The sequence below is a fragment of the Kitasatospora humi genome, assembly GCF_020907985.1.
In the GTDB taxonomy this organism is placed as follows: Bacteria; Actinomycetota; Actinomycetes; order Streptomycetales; family Streptomycetaceae; genus Kitasatospora; species Kitasatospora humi.
Window position 1 is genome coordinate 49,364 of sequence record NZ_JAJJPA010000002.1, and the last position, 17,603, is coordinate 66,966.

The 17,603-nt window shown below is 70.6% G+C and carries 11 protein-coding genes and 1 pseudogene; 7 read left to right on the forward strand and 5 right to left on the reverse strand.

Annotated features, from left to right (window positions below; genetic code table 11):
- Positions 1-5 precede the first annotated feature (5 nt).
- Positions 6-899 (reverse strand): (3R)-3-[(carboxymethyl)amino]fatty acid oxygenase/decarboxylase, encoded by an 894-nt coding sequence (gene scoE, locus LN042_RS02695; RefSeq protein WP_443667695.1) that lies wholly within the window; start codon positions 897-899, stop codon positions 6-8.
- Positions 900-1,545: 646 nt separating this feature from the next.
- On the opposite strand from scoE, the pseudogene LN042_RS02700 reads away from it, so the two are divergent.
- A pseudogene (locus tag LN042_RS02700) lies at positions 1,546-2,139 on the forward strand (oxygenase MpaB family protein); the annotation flags it as partial.
- 5 nt (positions 2,140-2,144) lie between these two features.
- On the opposite strand, the gene LN042_RS02705 reads toward LN042_RS02700, so the two are convergent.
- Positions 2,145-3,104, reverse strand: coding sequence for a LacI family DNA-binding transcriptional regulator (locus LN042_RS02705; RefSeq protein ID WP_230048121.1), 960 nt, complete (start codon positions 3,102-3,104; stop codon positions 2,145-2,147).
- Positions 3,105-3,399: 295 nt separating this feature from the next.
- Between LN042_RS02705 and LN042_RS02710 the strand changes: the two genes are divergently transcribed.
- From LN042_RS02710 to LN042_RS02735, 6 genes are all read left to right on the forward strand, one after another.
- Positions 3,400-4,701: an ABC transporter substrate-binding protein gene (locus LN042_RS02710; RefSeq protein WP_230048122.1), complete on the forward strand. Its 1,302-nt coding sequence runs from the start codon at positions 3,400-3,402 to the stop codon at positions 4,699-4,701.
- A gap of 2 nt (positions 4,702-4,703) precedes the next feature.
- Positions 4,704-5,669, forward strand: coding sequence for a carbohydrate ABC transporter permease (locus LN042_RS02715; protein WP_230048123.1), 966 nt, complete (start codon positions 4,704-4,706; stop codon positions 5,667-5,669).
- Positions 5,670-5,770: 101 nt separating this feature from the next.
- Positions 5,771-6,583 (forward strand): carbohydrate ABC transporter permease, encoded by an 813-nt coding sequence (locus LN042_RS36820; protein WP_230048124.1) that lies wholly within the window; start codon positions 5,771-5,773, stop codon positions 6,581-6,583.
- Positions 6,580-8,466: a DUF5107 domain-containing protein gene (locus LN042_RS02725; RefSeq protein ID WP_230048125.1), complete on the forward strand. Its 1,887-nt coding sequence runs from the start codon at positions 6,580-6,582 to the stop codon at positions 8,464-8,466. The genes LN042_RS36820 and LN042_RS02725 overlap by 4 nt, the downstream gene beginning before the upstream one ends.
- A gap of 106 nt (positions 8,467-8,572) precedes the next feature.
- Complete coding sequence (locus LN042_RS02730; protein WP_230048126.1) at positions 8,573-11,044, forward strand: RICIN domain-containing protein; 2,472 nt, start codon at positions 8,573-8,575, stop codon at positions 11,042-11,044.
- A 141-nt stretch (positions 11,045-11,185) separates the two neighbouring features.
- Positions 11,186-13,597, forward strand: coding sequence for a ricin-type beta-trefoil lectin domain protein (locus LN042_RS02735; protein ID WP_230048127.1), 2,412 nt, complete (start codon positions 11,186-11,188; stop codon positions 13,595-13,597).
- A gap of 208 nt (positions 13,598-13,805) precedes the next feature.
- On the opposite strand, the gene LN042_RS02740 is transcribed toward LN042_RS02735, so the two are convergent.
- From LN042_RS02740 to LN042_RS02750, 3 genes are all read right to left on the reverse strand, one after another.
- Positions 13,806-15,878, reverse strand: coding sequence for a SpoIIE family protein phosphatase (locus LN042_RS02740; RefSeq protein WP_230048128.1), 2,073 nt, complete (start codon positions 15,876-15,878; stop codon positions 13,806-13,808).
- A gap of 339 nt (positions 15,879-16,217) precedes the next feature.
- A complete protein-coding gene (locus LN042_RS02745; protein ID WP_230048129.1) occupies positions 16,218-17,318 on the reverse strand; it encodes an SAM-dependent methyltransferase in 1,101 nt (366 codons plus the stop codon).
- Positions 17,319-17,354: 36 nt separating this feature from the next.
- Positions 17,355-17,591 carry an acyl carrier protein gene (locus LN042_RS02750; RefSeq protein ID WP_230048130.1) on the reverse strand — a complete coding sequence of 79 codons (237 nt, stop codon included), beginning with the start codon at positions 17,589-17,591 and terminating at the stop codon, positions 17,355-17,357.
- Positions 17,592-17,603: the final 12 nt, after the last annotated feature.

Here is a 17,603-nt window from a genome sequence, read left to right on the forward strand (position 1 = left end):
CGCGGTCACCGGGCCGCGGCGGCCGGCAGGTCGGCCGGCCCGGGGTGGAACGGGTGGTCGTCGTGCACGGTGATCCGGTAGGAGGCCGCGGGCTCCGAGCTGTCGGCGTGGCGGGCCCGGTGGACGAGCGCACGGTTGTCCCAGATCAGCAGGTCGCCCTTGTGCAGGAACTGCAGGTGGATGTCCTCGCGGTCGAAGTCCTCGCTGAGCTGGCCGCTGTGCGCCAGCAGCTCGGTCAGCAGCTCGTCCTCGCGCCCCTCGATCTCGTAGCTGAACGCGGCGCTGAGGTAGAGGATCGGCTCACCGGTGACCGGGTGCTCGAAGACCGTGGGGTGCTCCACCGGCGGAGTCTTGCGCTCGATGTCCGCCAGCACGTCCTGGATCGGCCGGTAGACGTCGCTCGGGCGGATCTTGAAGTACCGGCGGGCGCTGTGCCGGGTGACAGTGCCGGCCACCCGCTCGCGCAGCTCGGGGGAGAGCCGCTGGTAGGCCCTGGCCATGTCGATGTAGTACGTACCGCGCTCCTTGGCGGGGACGACCTGCGGGTAGACCATGGTCAGGCCGAACGGGCGCGGCATGAACTGGTAGTCGGCGTGCCAGAATTCGCCGGTCCGCGGCACCCCGACCCGGCCGTCCGCGGCCGGGACGTTGGAGGAGACGAAGATCTCCTCATGCTCGGGGTGGTGGTACATCGGCTCGTAGTAGACCTCGGGTTCACCGAAGCGGCGGCCGAGTCCGACGAATTCCGCCGCGCTGAGGTCCTGCCCCTTGAGAACGACGATCCGCTCCCGGTAGACGAGTTCCTTCAGTAGCGCGATGTCCTCGGCGGAGGCCGCCGCCGCATCGAACTGCTCCACCGTTACGCCCATCGATTGTCCGGGCCGGCGCTCATATCTCATGTGGCTATCCCTCCACAGCAGCCGAGAAGTACGAGAGGAAAGGAGAGGAAGGGGGAAGGAACGACGCTGGGTTGCTCACGTGCCGTGCGGTGGGATTCGACCGCGTCAGGGCGGGCACCAGCCCTCAGAAGACGCGAAGCCCCTGGTCAGCGCTGCTGGTCGGCACGTGCGGAACCCTGCCAGAGTGCCAGAGTGATCGTCAACTGCCGGTTCTGGCAGCCGAAATGAACTCGCGCGCTCTTATGGATGAACACCAGGCTTCCAGTGGATGGTGGAACGGTGGATGTCGACCGGAGCGACCAGAGTGAACTGACCTGCGGACCCCCGCCGGGCCGGAGCATCGCCGGGAGCGGGCGCATGGGTGAGGAGCGTCACCGGCGCTGAATTGAACCAGCGTCAGCTCCGCTACGTTGGCTTCCGTTTCCGACACCAGGTGCGCTCACCGCCGGGAGTTGTCGGCCTCGCCGGCTGTTGAACCACGGGGCCACCCCGCCCGTAAGGCCCGTGCGCAGGAAGTCCCTGCGGAGACAGACCAGCGAAGGGCCCGACCATGAGCACCCGCACCGCCCCGCAGGACCAGGACGCACTCGATGCGGGCCTCTTCGGTCCGTCCTCGGTGACCTGGCACCTGCACGCGGACCCTGCCATGTGGATCGGCGGCATCAGCGCCCTCCACTTGCAGGCGCTGCATCCGATCGCGGCGCTGGGCATCGTGCAGAACTCGTCCTTCGAGGATGACCCCTTCGGGCGGCTCGTGGGCACCGGCTCCTTCATCGTTGCGACCACCTGGGGCACCCGGGAGCAGGCGGAGCGGGCGGGCGCCCTGGTCCGGGCCGTGCACGAGCGGCTGCGCGTCCACGACCCGGTGACCGGTGAAGTGCATCGGCTCGACGCCCCCGACCTGCTGCTCTGGGTGCACTGCGCGCTGGTCAGGTCCAACCTGCACGCCGTCCTGCGGGGCGGTACCAAGCTTCCGGCCGGGCAGGCGGACCGCTATGTCCGGGAGCAGCGGCGGATCGCGGCCCTGGTAGGGCTGCCGCCAGGCGACGCACCCGGCACGGTCGCGGACCTGGAGGACTACCTTTCCGGCATGCGGCCGGTGCTGGCCGCCACCGCCGAGGCGATGCTGATCCACCGCTTCCTCTGCCGCCCGCCGTTGCGGGGGCGGCTCAGGACACTGCGCCCGGTGTGGAACGCGGCCTCCCGCCTCGGGTACGCGCTCATGCCGTCCTGGGCCCGCGATCACTACGGACCGCCCGGGACCACCGAGCCACTGGCGACGGCAGCACTGCGCACCGCCCGAGCCGCGGCCTTCCTGATCCCCAGGGGTAGGAGGCTCGACTTCCCCGCACCCCACCTGAGTCGGGCCGTCGCCCGGCTCGGAGGGGCGAGTGCTCCGTCCGTCCGGCGGCTGCGGGACCACCGGTGAACCACGGGAAGCACCGCGAGGCCGGGGCCGCGGGCGCGGGCGTCCACGTCGTGGGTGGCGAAGACCGCGGTCGTCCCGGGGGCGGCCAGCAGGGCAGCCGCGGTCGCCGCGAAGCCGCCCGCGAGGGTGGGTTCGGCAGCCAGGTGCACGGCGGCGTCGGGGAGAGTCAGGCCGTCGGCAGCGAAGGCGCGCCGGAAGCCGGCCACGCGCGGGGTGTGGTCGGGGCTGGCGAGGACGGCGACGTGCTCGTGCCCGAGCTCGCGCAGGTGACGTCCGGCCAGGTAGCCGGCGCGCTCGTAGTCGATGGTGACCACCGGGAACCGGTCGGGCGCGTCGGTCTCCCAGGCACACAGGGCGACCGGGAAGGAAGCCGCGGTCAGCAGCGGCAGGTGGTCGATCAGGTCGCGGTCGCCGGCGACCAGGAGTGCGTCCACCGAGCGGCTGGTCAGACCCGCCAGGTGGCGCTTGGCCCGGTCGCCGTCGAGGCGGGTGGTGCACAGCAGCAGGTGGTAGCCGTTCTCGTCGAGGACGTCCTCGACCTCCTCGACGATGCCGGCGTAGAAGGAGCCGACCACCGTGGGGACGAGCAGGCCCACCGTCATGGTGGCGCCGGTGGCCAGGGAGCGGGCCACCAGGTTGGGCGTGTAACCGAGTTCCTCGATGGCCGCACGCACCCGTGCCGCGGTCGCCGGGCTGGCGTTGCGTCCCCTGATCACGTTGGAGACGGTCTGCTTGGTGACTCCGGCGCGTTCGGCCACGTCCTGCATCGTCACCATGGGATGGGTCCTTTGCTTTTACCGGTCAACTGAAGCCGTCCGCAAGGTAGCCACCGCTGTGGTGCTCGTCAAGGCTCAGTCTGATCTCAACTACCCTTGGGGCAATAGACATTCGAGTTCAGGACGACAATGGGCCACCCGCCCGATCGCCTGGCTCGAAGAGTTTGGACCTGACTCTTGATTTACCGGTCAACACGCCCCTAGGGTTCCCAACCATTCGGCAACGACCCGGTGTGGGGCTGGTGCTGACGGCACGTCTGCTCGGCTTCTCGTGCGCCTTGGAGAGGAAACACTCATGGGTAGAACAGCCATGTCCGCCGGTCGCGTCGTCGGAGCCGCCACGGCGGTGGCCCTCGTGCTCGGCGTGAGTGCCTGCGGTAGCAGCGGCTCGGGCGACAGTGCGAAGGCCGGCGGCGGTTTCACCTACTGGTCGATGTGGCGTTCCGACGAGCCGCAGGCCAAGGTGCTGACCGCCGCGATCGCCGACTTCACCGCCGGCACCGGCATCAAGGTGAACGTCAACTGGGTTGGCCGCGACATCGCCAAGAAGATCGGCCCGGCGATCGCCGCCAACCAGGCACCGGACCTGTGGGACGAGTCGGACGACAACGTCTACGGCGCCACCGCCTCCGCCGGGCAGGCGCTGGACCTCTCGCCGGTGCTGGAGATGCAGGTGCCGGGGGAGAACGTCCCGGTCTCCCAGGTGATCCCGGCCAAGTACTTCGACATGGAGCCGAAGGACCCGTCCGGTGGCACCCACTACGTGATTCCCTACGAGGTCGCCACCAACGCGATGTTCTACAACGCGGCCGACCCCGCGATCACCGCGGCCATGCCGACTCCGCCCACCGACTGGGCCGGACTGCTCAAGGTCTGCGACGCGCTGAAGGCCGCGGGCAAGGCGTGCGTCGCCTCCGAGGGCGAGGACCCCTGGAGCAACGAGCTCTTCTTCGACTACCTCCTCAACGGCGCCGGAGTGAACGTCGCCCAGCTCGCCGCGGACAAGTCCGGTGCGGCTTGGGACAATCCGGCGGTGCTGGCCGCCGCGAAGCAGGTGGACCAGCTGGTCAAGGGCGGCTACCTCATCCCGGGCTACGACGCCACCAAGTACCCGGCGCAGGAGACCAACTGGGCGAGCGGCAAGGCCGCCTTCTACATGGACGGGAACTACGTCACCTCCGAGGTGGCCAAGGAGGTCCCGTCCAGCTGGAAGATGTCCTCGCTGCTGCCGCCGACCGCCAAGGTCCCCGACGCCACCTTGTTCGGATTCGCGATTCCCAAGCGCGCCAAGCACATCGACGCGGCGGAGCAGTTCATCGCGTACTTCATGCAGAAGAAGGAGATGATCGGGATCTCCACCACCGCCCTCAACATCACGCCGCGCGCCGACATCCCCGCCCCCGCCGAGCTGGCCGGCGCCCAGCAGGCCCTCAACTCCCCGACCGTCCGCCAGACCTTCGACGGAGCGGCCGGCTCCTGGCGGCCCAAGGTCCTGGACCAGAACTACCTGGACTTCTGGCACGGCAAGACCACGCCCGAGCAGTTCGTCGCCAAGTGCAAGGCCGACCAGGTCTCCTACTGGCAGACCCAGGGCTGACCATGGCGACGACGATCCAGCACCCGGCCCGGGCGGACCGTGCCCAGAACCGGTCCGCCCGGGCCGGCGCCACCGGCGTCGGCCCGTTGGAGCGGCAGCGGCGGCGGACGTTCTGGCCGTTCACCGCACCGGCGCTGGCCGTCTACCTGGTGCTGTTCATCGCCCCGGTCGGCTACGCGCTGTGGACCAGCCTGTACAAGTGGGACGGCATGGGCGCGATGCAGTGGCGCGGCCTCAAGAACTACAGCCTGCTGTTCCAGGACCCGAGCTTCTGCACCTCCCTGGTCAACACCCTGGAACTGATGGTCATCGGCGGCACGGTCACCTTCGTCATCAGCTTCGCCCTGACCCTGGTGCTGCGGGAGATGCGGGCCCGGCTCTTCGCCCGCTCGGTGCTGTTCTTCCCGTCGCTGGTCAACGGCATGGTCTTCGGGATCGCCGCCGGCTTCCTGTTCTCCCCGTCGGGCCCGGTCAACCAGGCGCTGCGGCTGTTCGGGGTGACCACGCCACCGAAGTGGCTGTCGACCGACAACCTGCTCCCGATGGTGCTGGGCACCCTGATCTGGACGGCCACCGGCTACTACACCTCGATCATCATGGCGGCGGTCGACCAGATCCCCGACTACTTCTACGAGGCCGCCGAGTTGGACGGCGCCGGCGCGTTCCAGCGGTTCCGGCACATCACCCTGCCGTGCGCCTGGGACGTCATCTCGGTGTGCGCGGTGCTCTGGACGGTCAGCTCGGTGAAGATCTTCGAGTTGATCCTGCTCTTCGGCGGCAGCACCAACGCCTTCCCGCCGGTCAGCAGTTGGAACACCGCGCTGTACGTGTACACCGAGGCGTTCCCGCAGGGCACCGTCCCCCGGCTGGGCATGGCCACGGCCGCCGCGATCACCAGCTTGGTCATGGTCACCGTCATCACGATCGTGCTGCGCCGCGTGCTGCGCCGCGAACCGATCGAGTACTGACGAGCCATCGGGCTGCTACGGCGAGCCGCTCTCGAACCTCGACATCCCAACGCGGAAAGGCATCACCCGTGCGAAGCAGAGACGGATCAAAGGGACTTGCGGTGCGGATCGGCACGACGGCCGTGTGGCTCCTCGTCGCCGCCGACCTGCTGCTGGTCCTGTGGATCTTCCTGACCTCGCTGCGCGGCGGCTCCGACATCCTCAAGCACGGCTTCAGCCTGCCGACCAGCCCGAGATTCGGCAACTACGCCACCGCGCTCGACCAGGGCGGCTTCGCGCAGGCCGCGCTCAACAGCGTGCTCACGGCGGTCGTTTCGTCGCTGGTCGCCGTCGTGCTGGCCGCGCCCTGCGCGTACGCGCTCGCCCGGCGCCGCTCGCGGACCTCGTCGGCGCTGACCATGACCTTCGCCATGGGCCTGGGAGTGCCCGGCCAGGTGCTGGTGGTACCGCTCTTCGTCGGCCTCGCCAAGCTCGACCTGACCGACAGTGACCTCGGCCTGGCGCTCGTCTACGTCGGGCTGGCCATGCCCTTCACCGTCTTCCTGCTGACCGGCTTCTTCAGTGGCATCCCCGCAGTGCTGGAGGAGGCGGCCGTCCTGGACGGCGCCGGCCCGCTGCGCGCCTTCGTCCAGGTGGTGCTGCCGGTGGCCCGGGGCGGCCTGATCACCGCATTCCTGCTGCAGTTCATCACCAACTGGAACGAGACCCTCTTCGCCATCGTGCTGACGAACAGCCAGAGCAAGGTCACCCTCCCGGTGGCGCTCGCCGAGTTCGTCGCGGCACAGCAGTTCAACGGACTCGACTACGGCACGATGTTCGCCGGAGTCTGCATCATCCTCGCCCCGATGATCGCGCTCTTCTCCTGGATGGGCACCCGGATCATCCAGGGCATGACGGTTGGGATCGGCAAATGACCTCGACACTGCGTACCGATGTGCTCCGGATCGAGGGCACCCGCGACCCGCTCGGCGGGACCCTGCCGATCCTCCACGGCATCTCCCGACTGACCGGCGCAGGCGTCGGAGTGGACGACGAGATGCGCCGCAACCTGGCTTACGGGATCCCTCACACCCTGCTGCCCTACACCCGCCAGGCCGGCTACGACCGGGTCCGGGCGGAGCGTGAACTGCCCAGCGTGGTCCTGGAGAACGAAACCCTCACCGCCACCTTCCTGCCCTCCCTCGGCGGGCGGCTGTGGTCCCTCGTGCACCGCCCGAGCGGGCGCGAACTGCTGCACCGCAACCGGACCTTCCAGCCCGCCAACCTCGCCCTGCGCGACGCCTGGCTCGCCGGAGGAGTCGAATGGAACCTCGGCACCACCGGGCACTGGCCGCTGACCTGCGAGCCGCTGCACGCCGCCCGCCTGACCGCGCCGGACGGCACGCCGGGCTTGCGGATGTACGCCTTCGAGCGGCTGCGGCGCCTGACCCTGCGTTTGGACACCTGGCTGCCCGCCGGTTCCCCGGTGCTGTACGTGCACATCACCGTGCACAATCCGGCGCCGACCGAGACCCCGGTCTACTGGTGGTCCAACATCGCCGTGCCCGAGCACCGGGACGTCCGGGTGCTCGGGCCGGCGGATCACGCCTTCCACTGCGACTACGTCAGCGACCTGCGACGGGTGGAGTTCCCGGAGGTAGCGGGGAGCGACCGCAGCTACCCCGGCCGGGTGGAGCGCGCTGCGGACTACTTCCTGGACATCCCCGACGGCGAACGCCGCTGGATCGCCGCGCTGGACGGGACCGGCTCCGGACTGGTGCAGACCTCGACCGGGCGGCTGCGCGGCCGCAAGCTGTTCTGCTGGGGCACCGCCACGGGCGGCAAGCACTGGCAGGAGTGGCTCTCCGGCCCCGACTCCGCCTACCTGGAGATCCAGGCCGGCCTGGCCCGCACCCAGTTGGAGCACCTGCCGATGCCGCCCGGCGCCACCTGGTCCTGGACCGAGGCGTACGGCCTGTTGCAGGTCGACCCCGAGGCGGTGCACGGGAGTTGGCAGGCCGCCACCGCCGCCGCCGGCGCGGCCCTGGACGCACTGGTCCCGGCCCGGCGACTGGAGCTGGCCGAGGCGTTCGCCCCCGAGTTCGGCGCCCCGGACGAACTGCTGGCCGAGGGCGGCGGCTGGGCCGCATTGGAGATCGAGGCCGGCGCACTGCCCGACTCGCCCCTGCTGTGCTTCGGTTCACCCACCGCCGCGCAGGAACCCTGGCGGCAGCTGCTCAAGTCCGGCACGCTCCCGGTGTGCGACCCGCCGGCCGAACCGGTCACCGGGGCGCACTGGCGAGTGCTGCTGGAGGAGGGCGCCGACGACTGGCACGCGCTCTACCAGCTCGGGCTGCTGCGCCTGGCCGACGGTGAGCCCGAGGCCGCCCGCTCGGCCTTCGAGCGCTCGATCGAGGCGCAGCCCTCGCCCTGGGCGCTGCGGGCGCTCGCGTTCCTCGCCACGGATCCGCCGCAGGCCGCCCACCTCATGGCGCAGGCCCACCAATTGCGTCCGGATCTGCTTGAGTTGACCATCGAGGTGCTGGAGGCCCTGCTGCGCGCCGACCAAGCAGACCAAGTCCTCGCACTGATCGAGGAGTTGCCACCCGCCCACCGCGCCCACGGCAGGATCAGGCTCGCCGAGGCGAACGCCGCGCACGCCTCGGGCGACGACGACCGCGTCCGGCGGCTGCTGGCCGAGGGCATCCAGGTCGACAACATGCGCGAGGGCGAGATCTCCCTGGACACCCTCTGGCTCGCCGTCCACCCCGGCCAACCGGTGCCGCCGCACTACGACTTCCGCATGGCGGGCGACTGACCCGGCGGTCCGCGCTCCCCGGCCAGGGCACCACAGACCACTCTCCAATTTCCGCAACCCCCCATAGGGGTGCAGGGACGCACCCCGCCACGGAAGAGGAGTACCAGTGTCCGCTCCCCCGAGAAGGCTCATCAGCGCCTTCGCCGCCACCGCGCTGACCGTCCTCGGTACCGGCGCGGTGGCATCCGCCCCCGCATCCGCCACGACACCCGTTCCCAGCTACACCATCGCCATCGGCGCCACCGGCTCGTACGCGTACGCGGACGACACGCCAGCCAGTAGCTACATCGACAAGGACGGCACCTTCTACTTCCAGGAGTCGCACTCGCTGTACGGTGCGAACGACCCCCGGCAGTGGAGCTTCTACACCGGCAAGGACTTCGACAGCGCCACCCTGTCGGACGCGATCAGCAACGCGGTCAACCCCGCCAACCCCGATGACGGCAACGGGGACACCACGTGGCGGTGCAACAACAGCCCCACCGGCCTCCAGTCCAGCTACGCGCCGAAGGGATCGGGCTACGCGCAGAAGAACTACTGCGACCTGGTCGGTGTCTGGGTCGACCCCGACACCGGCAACTGGTACGGCCTCGTGCACAACGAGTTCACCCCGCAGCCGTTCGGCGACGGCCTGCACTACGACTCGATCGACTACGCGGTCTCCACCGACCAGGGAAAGACCTGGTCCATCCAGGGCCACGCGATCACCTCCCCGTACAGCACCACCCGAGGGGACGACTCCGCGTTCCCCAACCAGACGTACGACTACGGTGACGGCGATCCCCGCCTCTTCGTCGACACCGCGTCGGGCTACTTCTACGTCTACTACGGTTCGCGGATCATCCCCAAGGGCGGTGTGGGCGGCGGCAACGGCGGCCTGGCGCACGTCGCGCGCGCCCCCATCTCCGGGAAGATGGCCGCCGGTTCGTGGCAGAAGTGGTACGACGGCAAGTGGTCGCAGCCCGGCGTGGGCGGTCTTGAGAGCAACATGGTGCCGGTCACCCCCAGCACCCCGACGGGTTACACCCCGCCCGCCAAGGACTACAACCCGGCCAATACCGGCAGCGTGGACCAGCAGATCGCCTCCGGCGAACTCCCGTCCAAATCACAGCTGTTCATCATGAACATCTCCTATGACGCCTACCTGGGCCTGTACATCGGCGAGCCCGAGGTGGTGTCCGGCACCGAACCGCAGCAGTTCTACGCCACCAAGGACCTCGCAACCCAGAAGTGGTCCCTGATCGGCGACAGCGGCAGCTACACCTCCAGTTCCTGGTACCGCTGGATGATGGACAAGGCCAACGGGACCGACTCCACGGTCATCGGGAAGACCTTCCGCTCGTACTGCGCCATCTCCTGCGCCGGCTCTGACGGCGAGTACGCCGACATCACCATCGGCTCGTCCAAGCCGGCCGCGCCGCCGGTCGACCTGACCAAGACGTACCGGATCCGGAACACGGACGGCCGGGTCCTCGCCCAGCCGGCCGGTACGTCGACGGCCACCTCCCTGGCGCACCCCACCCACTCCGCCGTGGAGTCCTGGAGCTTCCTGTCCGACGGCGACGGCTCCTACCGCGTCGTCAACGCCGCCAGCGGGCAGCTGCTGGGCGTCGACTCCACCTCGACGGCCGGCCGGGCCTGGGGCGCCGGACTGACCGTCACCGGCGCCGCCGGCGGCAACGCCACCGTCGGCCAGCAGTGGTTCATCCTGCGCAGCGCCGCGAAGCAGTACGGCGGCTACCAGTTGGTCAACCGCTACAGCGGCCTGGTGATCGGCATGTCCGGCGACGCGGGCCGGCTCACCGAGACCACACCCGCCCGCTCCTGGACCGACACCACCGGCGGCCAGGTCGGCGGCGGGCGCACCGCCGCCGAGCAGACCCTGACCTTCACCGCGACCGGCACGGCCCCCGAGGCGGTCGTGATCACCGGTCCCGGCGACCAGTCCGGCGCCGCCGGCAAGGCCGTCTCGGTGCAGCTGACCGCGACCGACAACACCGGTAAGCCGCTGACCTTTTCGGCGACCGGCCTGCCCGCCGGGCTCTCGATCAGCTCCTCGGGCCTGATCACGGGTACCCCCAGCGCGGCCGGCGTCTCCACCGTCACGGTCACCGCCTCGTCCGGCACGGCCGGTGCCTCGGCCTCGTTCAGTTGGACCGTCGCACCCGACCTCAGCGGGAACCACACGCTGACCACCGGCGGCAAGGCACTGGATGACGCCAACGGCAGCACCACCGCCGCCAACCAGCTCACCACCTGGAGCGCGAGCGGCGGCAGCGACCAGCGGTGGCAGTTCGTCCGGCAGCCCGACGGCTCGTACGAACTCGTCAACGGCACCTCGCAGATGTGCGCCGACGTCAGCGGCGGCTCCACCGACGCGGGCGCCCAGGTGATCCAGTGGCCGTGCAGCGGCGCCGCCAACCAGCACTGGAACGTCAAGCAGCTCCCGAACGGGTCCTACACCGTCAGCTCGGCCAAGAGCGGACTGCTGCTCACCACCGCCTCGACCTCCGACGGCGCCATGGTGACCCAGCAGCCGGACACCGGATCCCCGCTCCAGCAGTGGTCGCTCACCTGAGCCGGGCCCGTCCCAGCGGGCGGGCCTGAGACCGGGTCCCCGGGCGCGAGCCCGGGGCCCGGCACCTCCGGCCGCCCCGCCCTCGACCGAGGCCTTTCCGCACAGCGCGCCCGATCCCTCCACTCACCCCGGAGACCCCACATGGGACGCAAGAACCTGTTGTCGCTCTGCCGCACCACCGCCGGCGCAGCCCTCCTGCTGGTGGGCTCGCTCACCACCCTGGCCACCCCCTCCGCCGCCACCACGGCCACCTCCACCGCCGTCACCATCGACGGCACCCAGTCGGGCCGTACCTTCGACGGTGTCGGCGCGGCTTCCGGCGGCGGTGGCAACTCCCGCCTGCTGGTGGACTATCCGGAGCCGCAGCGCAGCCAGCTGCTCGACTACCTCTTCAAGCCGGGCTACGGTGCCTCGCTGCAGGTGCTGAAGCTGGAGGTCGGTGGCGACACCAACTCCACCGACGGCGCCGAGCCCAGCATCGAGCACACGAAGGGCACCATCGACTGCGACAACGGCTACGAGTGGTGGCTGGCCGAGCAGGCCAAGGCCCGCAACCCGCACATCAAGTTCTCCGGCCTGTCCTGGGGCGCCCCCGGCTGGATCGGCAACACCACCGGTAGCGGCGGCTACTTCTGGTCCCAGGACACCATCAACTACCTGATGGACTGGATGGGTTGTGCCAAGAAACACCACCTGGACATCAGCTACCTGGGTGGCTGGGACGAACGCGGCTACGACAAGGTCTGGTACGAGAACCTCAAGCCCGCTCTGATCTCGCACGGTTACGGCGCCACCAAGGTGGTCGCCGACGACGACTGGGGCTGGGGCGTGGCCAACGACATGGCCACCGACCCCGCGTTCGACAACGCCGTCGACGTCGTCGGTGACCACTACCCGTGCGGCTACAACAGCTCCTTCAGCTCATGCCCCAGCACGGCGACCGCCCAGGCGCTGGGCAAGCCGCTGTGGGACAGCGAGGGCGGCTCCGAGGACGCCGACGCCGGCGCCGGCGCGGTGGCACGCTCGATCAACCGGGACTACATCGACGGCCGGATGACCTCGTTCATCAACTGGCCGGTCATCGCCGCGCTCTATCCCAACCTGTCCTTCTCCACCGACGGCATGTCGGTCGCCAACCAGCCGTGGTCAGGCAACTACAGCATCGGCAAGACGACTTGGGTCACTGCACACACCGCCCAGTTCACCAAGCCGGGGTGGAAGTACATCGACTCCGCGAGCGGCTACCTCGGCGGCGACCGCGCCAACGGCAGCTACGTCACGCTCAAGTCCCCCAACAACCGCGACTACAGCACGGTCATCGAAACGATGGACGCGACCGCCGCGCAGACCGCCGACTTCACCGTCACCGGCGGGCTGTCCACCGGCAAGGTGCACATCTGGGCCACCAACGTCGACTCCGGCAACCCGAACGACTGGTTCGTCCACCAGGAGGACATCACTCCGGTCAACGGCCGCTACACGCTCGGCCTGCAGCCGGGCCACGTCTACACGGTGACCACCACCACCGGCCAGGGCAAGGGCACCGCCGCTCCGCCGGCCGCCGCCCCGCTCCCACTGCCCTACGCGGACGACTTCGAGACGCCGGCCACCACCACCTCGCCGAAGTACTTCAGCGACATGAACGGCGCCTTCCAGACCGTCCGCTGCGGCGGCGGCCGGACCGGCACCTGCCTGCGCCAGATGGCCCCGACCGAGCCGATCCGCTGGACCGACGAACCCTATGACGCCCCGTACACCATCATGGGCGACGGAAGCTGGTCCAACTACACCGTCACCGCCGACACCATGTTCGAGCAGCCCGGCACCATCGAACTGCTCGGCCGGGTCAACCAGCAGGGCCGCAACAACAACGGACTGAACGCCTACCACCTGCGGGTCAGCGACACCGGCGCCTGGTCCATCGACAAGAGCGACACCAAGTGGAACTTCACCACCCTGGCAAGCGGCACCACCACCGCCCTGGGAACGGGTAGTTGGCACACCGTCTCGCTCACCATGCAGGACAGCACGCTCACCGCCGCCATCGACGGCCACACCCTGGGCCACGCCACCGACACCGGCTTCACCAACGGCCAGGCCGGCCTGGGCGTGACCGGCTACCAGACCGACCAGTTCGACAACTTCAAGCTCACCCCGGGCACGCCCGTCACCCACACCGGCCCGGTCACCTCGGCCCTACCCGGCAAGTGCGTCGACGACAACGGCGACTCCACCGCCGACGGCAGCGCAGTGCAGCTGTGGGACTGCACCGGTGGCAGCTCGCAGGTGTGGACCTGGTCCAACGGCACCCTGACCCACGACGGCAAGTGCCTCGACGTCACCGGCGCGGCCACCGCCAACGGCACCCCGGTCGAGCTGTGGGACTGCAGCGGCGGCGCCAACCAGCAGTGGACGCCCCAGCCGGACGGCACCCTGAAGGGCACCCAGTCCGGCCGCTGCCTCGACGACCCGGCCGCCGCCACCACCAACGGCACCCGGCTGGAGATCTGGGACTGCGGCGGCGGCACCAATCAGCAGTGGAAGCTGCCGTAGCAACCCCGGACCGACCCCACCGCGGCACGGGGTGTTCGCACTCCGTGCCGGCGGCATCGGGGACGGCCGCATCCCGCCCGATGGCGCGTGGTTGCGTCGGGCGCCGCCGGAGGTGGTCGACGGACCGCTGGTCCGGCGTCCGGCTCGCAGCGGGCGGGCTTCCTGCGGAGCGCCAGCGGGCGCGCCACGGCGCCCGGGGCGGCGCCGGTCACGGGGGCGGGGTGTCCGGCGGGGCGGTGAGGACGCGGGCGATCAGGAGGGCGACGTCGTCCTGCGTGTCGGGGCGGCGCAGTGCGGTGAGGATCAGGTCGCAGGTGTCCTCCAAGGGTCGGCGGGGGCCGGCGAGGACGTCCGTGAGGGTCTGCAGGCGCCGGTCGATGTCCTGGTCGCGGACTTCGATGAGACCGTCGGTGTACAGGACGAGGTCGTCGCCGGTGCGCAGGGTGAGGTCCCGGGCGGGGAACGGAAGGCCGCCGACGCCGAGTGGCGGCCCGGGGTCGAGCCCGATGGGGCGGGGGGCGTGGCCGGGGCGGGCGAGGACGGGCGGAGGGTGGCCGGCGGAGGCGAGGCGGCATCGGCCGCTGGCGGGGTCGTAGAGGGCGATCAGACAGGTGGCCATGGCGGCGCCGAGGTCGCGGGTGGTGGCGTCGAGGTGACTGAGCAGGTCGGCCGGGTCGGGGCCGAGGCGGGCGAGGGCGCGGGTGGTGGTGCGGAGCTGGCCCATGGTGGCGGCGGCCTTGATGCCGGAGCCCATGACGTCACCGACGACCAGCGCGGTGCGCCCGTCCTGCAGGCAGATGGCGTCGAACCAGTCGCCGCCGATCTCGTCCGCGGCGCTGGCCGGCTGGTAGCGGTGCGCGATGGCCAGGCCCGGTGGTTGGGGGCCCTGCTGGGGTGGCAGGAGGTGGCGCTGCAGGGCGAGGGTGGCCTGCCGCTGGTGCTGGTACCAGCGGGCGTTGTCGATGGCGACGGCGGCGCGGGCGGCGAGTTCGGTGGCGAGCAGGACGTCGTCCTGGTCGAACGGGGCGGGGTTGCGGGTGCGTTTGAGGTCGAGGGCGCCGAGGACCTTGCCGCGGGCGATGAGCGGCACCGCCAGGTAGGAGTGGACGCCCGCTTCGGAGAGGAGGTCGGCGGCCTGATCGTCGCGGGCGATTCGGGGCATGTCGGCGGCGCGGACGTGGGAGAGGAGGACGGGGTGGCCGCCGACGGCGGCCTGGGTGACCAGGCGCCCGGGGTGGTAGCGGGTGACCTCCCCGACCCGGTCGGCGGCTTCCGTGGCGGGGGTGGGGTACGCGGCTTTGATCGCCATCGCACGGAAGCGGGCCGGGCCGTCGTCGGCTCGGGTCGTCGCGCCGGGCAGCGCGGCGTCCAGCAGGTCGACGGCGGCGATGTCGGCGACCTCCGGCACGGTCACCTCGGCCAGCTCCCGAGCGGTGGTGGGCAGGTCGAGGGTGGTGCCGACCCGGATCGAGGCGTCGGCGATGAGCGACAGGCGGCGCCGGGCCCGGGCTGCGGCGAGGGACTGCTCATAGGGCTCGGTAACGTCGACGACGGAGATCGCCAGCCCCATCACCCGGTGCGCCTGGTCCTCCAACCGGTAGAACGACGAGGTCCACGCGTGATCCCGGCCGTCGTGCGGCATGTGTCCGACGGTGAACTCCTCCAGCACCGGGCGGCCGGTGGCCAGCACCCGGCGCATCCGGTCCTCGATCGCCGCGACCTCCAGGTGCGGCAGCACCTCGTGCGGGGTGCGGCCGAGGTGCTCGGCGGCCGGCACCCCGTTGATCCTTTCCAGGGCCGGGTTCACCAGCACGTAGCGCAGCGCCTCGTCCAGGACCGCCAGGCCGATCGGCGACTGGTCCACCAGGCGCGCCGACAGGGCCAGGCCACGTTCGACCCGTTGCAGCGTTTCGCGGGTCGAGGCGATCCCGAGCGCGTACCAGGCGCCGGACGACGCCTGCATGCGCATGTTGCGCATCTCCACCAGCACCGTGTGCCCGTCCCTGTGCCGGACCGGGAACGCCCCCGCCCAGGTACCCTCGCCGGCCATCACCCGGGCGAACGCCTCCAGCACCGCCTGGCGCCGGTCCGCCCCGACGAGCAGATCCGCCGCCGCACGGCCCAGCGCCTCCTCGGAGGTGTAGCCGAACAGCTCCTGGGCCTGCGGGCTCCAGAGGGAGATCCGCCCCTGCTCGTCCACGACCACGGCCGCCACCTTCAGGACGTCCAGCAGCCCGCCCGCCGCCAGCGCCGCATCGGCAGGTCCCAACCGCTCTGCCATGGCGCGCCACCTCCTCGCCGTGCCTCTCCCGGACGCGACCGACCGGGATCCGTCTCCATCCAGCATCTGCTCTTCGCCGCCGTTCGCAGCCGGGCGGTGGGGCGACGGTGGGGGCTGTGTTCACGAGGTCCGCGGGGTCGAGCCGATCACGCGGGCGCCAGCGAGCTCGAAGGCCGCCGCCGGCGGAGGGCGGCTGGGGGTCCAGGCTGTGCACTCCGGCCGTGACGGGCCGCCGTGACGGGACCAGCCGGCACGACCTCGCCGCGTGTGCCCCACCCGGCCGGCGGGCCGGGTGGGGCACACGGGAGCGGCGTGGCTCCGGCTACCTGACGCCGGGCCTCACAGCGGCAGCAGGAGCTTGCGGTACACCGGATGGCTGTGCAGCACGTCCCCGTGGTGCAGCGACGAGAATCGCGCGGACAGCGCCGCGCCTCCCGCGTGCAGCGTCGCCGAAAGGTGGTAGTCCGGGTGCAGGCCGTCGTCGCTCAGTGTCGTGCGGAAGCCCAGCTGCAACCGATCGCCGGGCTCCACCGCGACTTCCCGCGGGAACAGCGGGAAGTACACCGATGCCCAACTGGTGTCGTCCCGCAGTGCGTCAAGCGGTACCTCGTCGGGCAGACAGGACATCTGCATCCAGGTCAGGACGCCGTCCACCCGTCCCGGGCGCTCCACGGTCAAGGTCACCTGCTGTTCCTGCTCCGACGACAGGTCGCCGTTGAAGTCGAGGACCTCGACGGGCTCGTCGGTGGAGATCACGGCGCTGCGGTCCGGGTCGCGGATGCGCAGCCGGACGTCGAACGGAGCGCCGTTCCAGTCGAAGATCCGTTCCAGGAGCGGGATCGCGCCGGGACCGAAGGCCGGCTCCCGGCCACCCAGGACGGCGCTGAGCGACACGGCCGCGGCTCGCGTCACGCAGCGGTGCGGCACGACCCGGCCACCGGGATTGAGCAGGCGGCGCCGTGCGTCGCCGAGCACCACGGCGGCACCTTCGGCACCCGCGACGGAGCCGATGACTTCCGCGACGCAGACGTCCGCCTTCGGTTCCACAGTGAGCTCCGTCGACGTGCCCTTCAGCAGGGTGATGCTGTTCTCCAGGCCCGACTCCGCGATCAGCTCCGAGGCGGCGGCGCAGGTGTCGTCCATCACCTCCATGGCTATGGCGTGGCGGGCGCCGGCTGCGATGCTCTCCCGCGCCCACAGGACGTCCGCTCCGGTCCCGATGTCGAGCACGGTCCGGTTCCCGGCCAAGTGCCGCAGGGCCGCCCGGAAGCGCGCATTGCGGTTCTCGTCCGAGGTCAGTACCCGGTACTGGCCGGCGTCGTAGACGGGGTACTCACCCATGCTCGGCCACATCACCGGAGCCGCCGGGGTCAACGGCGCGTCGTCCACCAGGACTCTCACCCCGACCCGAGCGGTGAGCAGGTCAAAGTTCTTCGGCATGTGCCACCCGTTCTCACTCGATCCGGTTTGCGGGGCTCAGGAGGCTGCGGCGAGCCGTTCGCCGAGCAGTTCGGAGAGCACGCTCAGCTTCCTGCCGGTCACCACCTCGATGGCGTCGATCGAAACGTGGAAGCGCTCCTGGATCAGCGCGGCCAGGTGGACCGCGGTCAGCGACGTTCCGCCGCACTCGAAGAAGTCCGCGTCACCTTCCGGTGTTTCACTCTTGAGCACCTCGGCCCAGAGGGCGGCCAGTTCGGACTGGGGGTGTTCCATGCTGCTGTCCTT

Bases quoted from the DNA above. Each gene is read 5' to 3' on its own strand.
- LN042_RS02725 (WP_230048125.1), top strand. From the start codon at position 6,580: ATGACCTCGACACTGCGTACCGATGTGCTCCGGATCGAGGGCACCCGC.
- LN042_RS02745 (WP_230048129.1), bottom strand. From the start codon at position 17,318: ATGCCGAAGAACTTTGACCTGCTCACCGCTCGGGTCGGGGTGAGAGTC.
- LN042_RS02715 (WP_230048123.1), top strand. From the start codon at position 4,704: ATGGCGACGACGATCCAGCACCCGGCCCGGGCGGACCGTGCCCAGAAC.
- LN042_RS02740 (WP_230048128.1), bottom strand. From the start codon at position 15,878: ATGGCAGAGCGGTTGGGACCTGCCGATGCGGCGCTGGCGGCGGGCGGG.
- LN042_RS02735 (WP_230048127.1), top strand. From the start codon at position 11,186: ATGGGACGCAAGAACCTGTTGTCGCTCTGCCGCACCACCGCCGGCGCA.
- LN042_RS02705 (WP_230048121.1), bottom strand. From the start codon at position 3,104: ATGGTGACGATGCAGGACGTGGCCGAACGCGCCGGAGTCACCAAGCAG.
- LN042_RS02710 (WP_230048122.1), top strand. From the start codon at position 3,400: ATGGGTAGAACAGCCATGTCCGCCGGTCGCGTCGTCGGAGCCGCCACG.
- scoE (WP_443667695.1), bottom strand. From the start codon at position 899: ATGAGATATGAGCGCCGGCCCGGACAATCGATGGGCGTAACGGTGGAG.
- LN042_RS02750 (WP_230048130.1), bottom strand. From the start codon at position 17,591: ATGGAACACCCCCAGTCCGAACTGGCCGCCCTCTGGGCCGAGGTGCTC.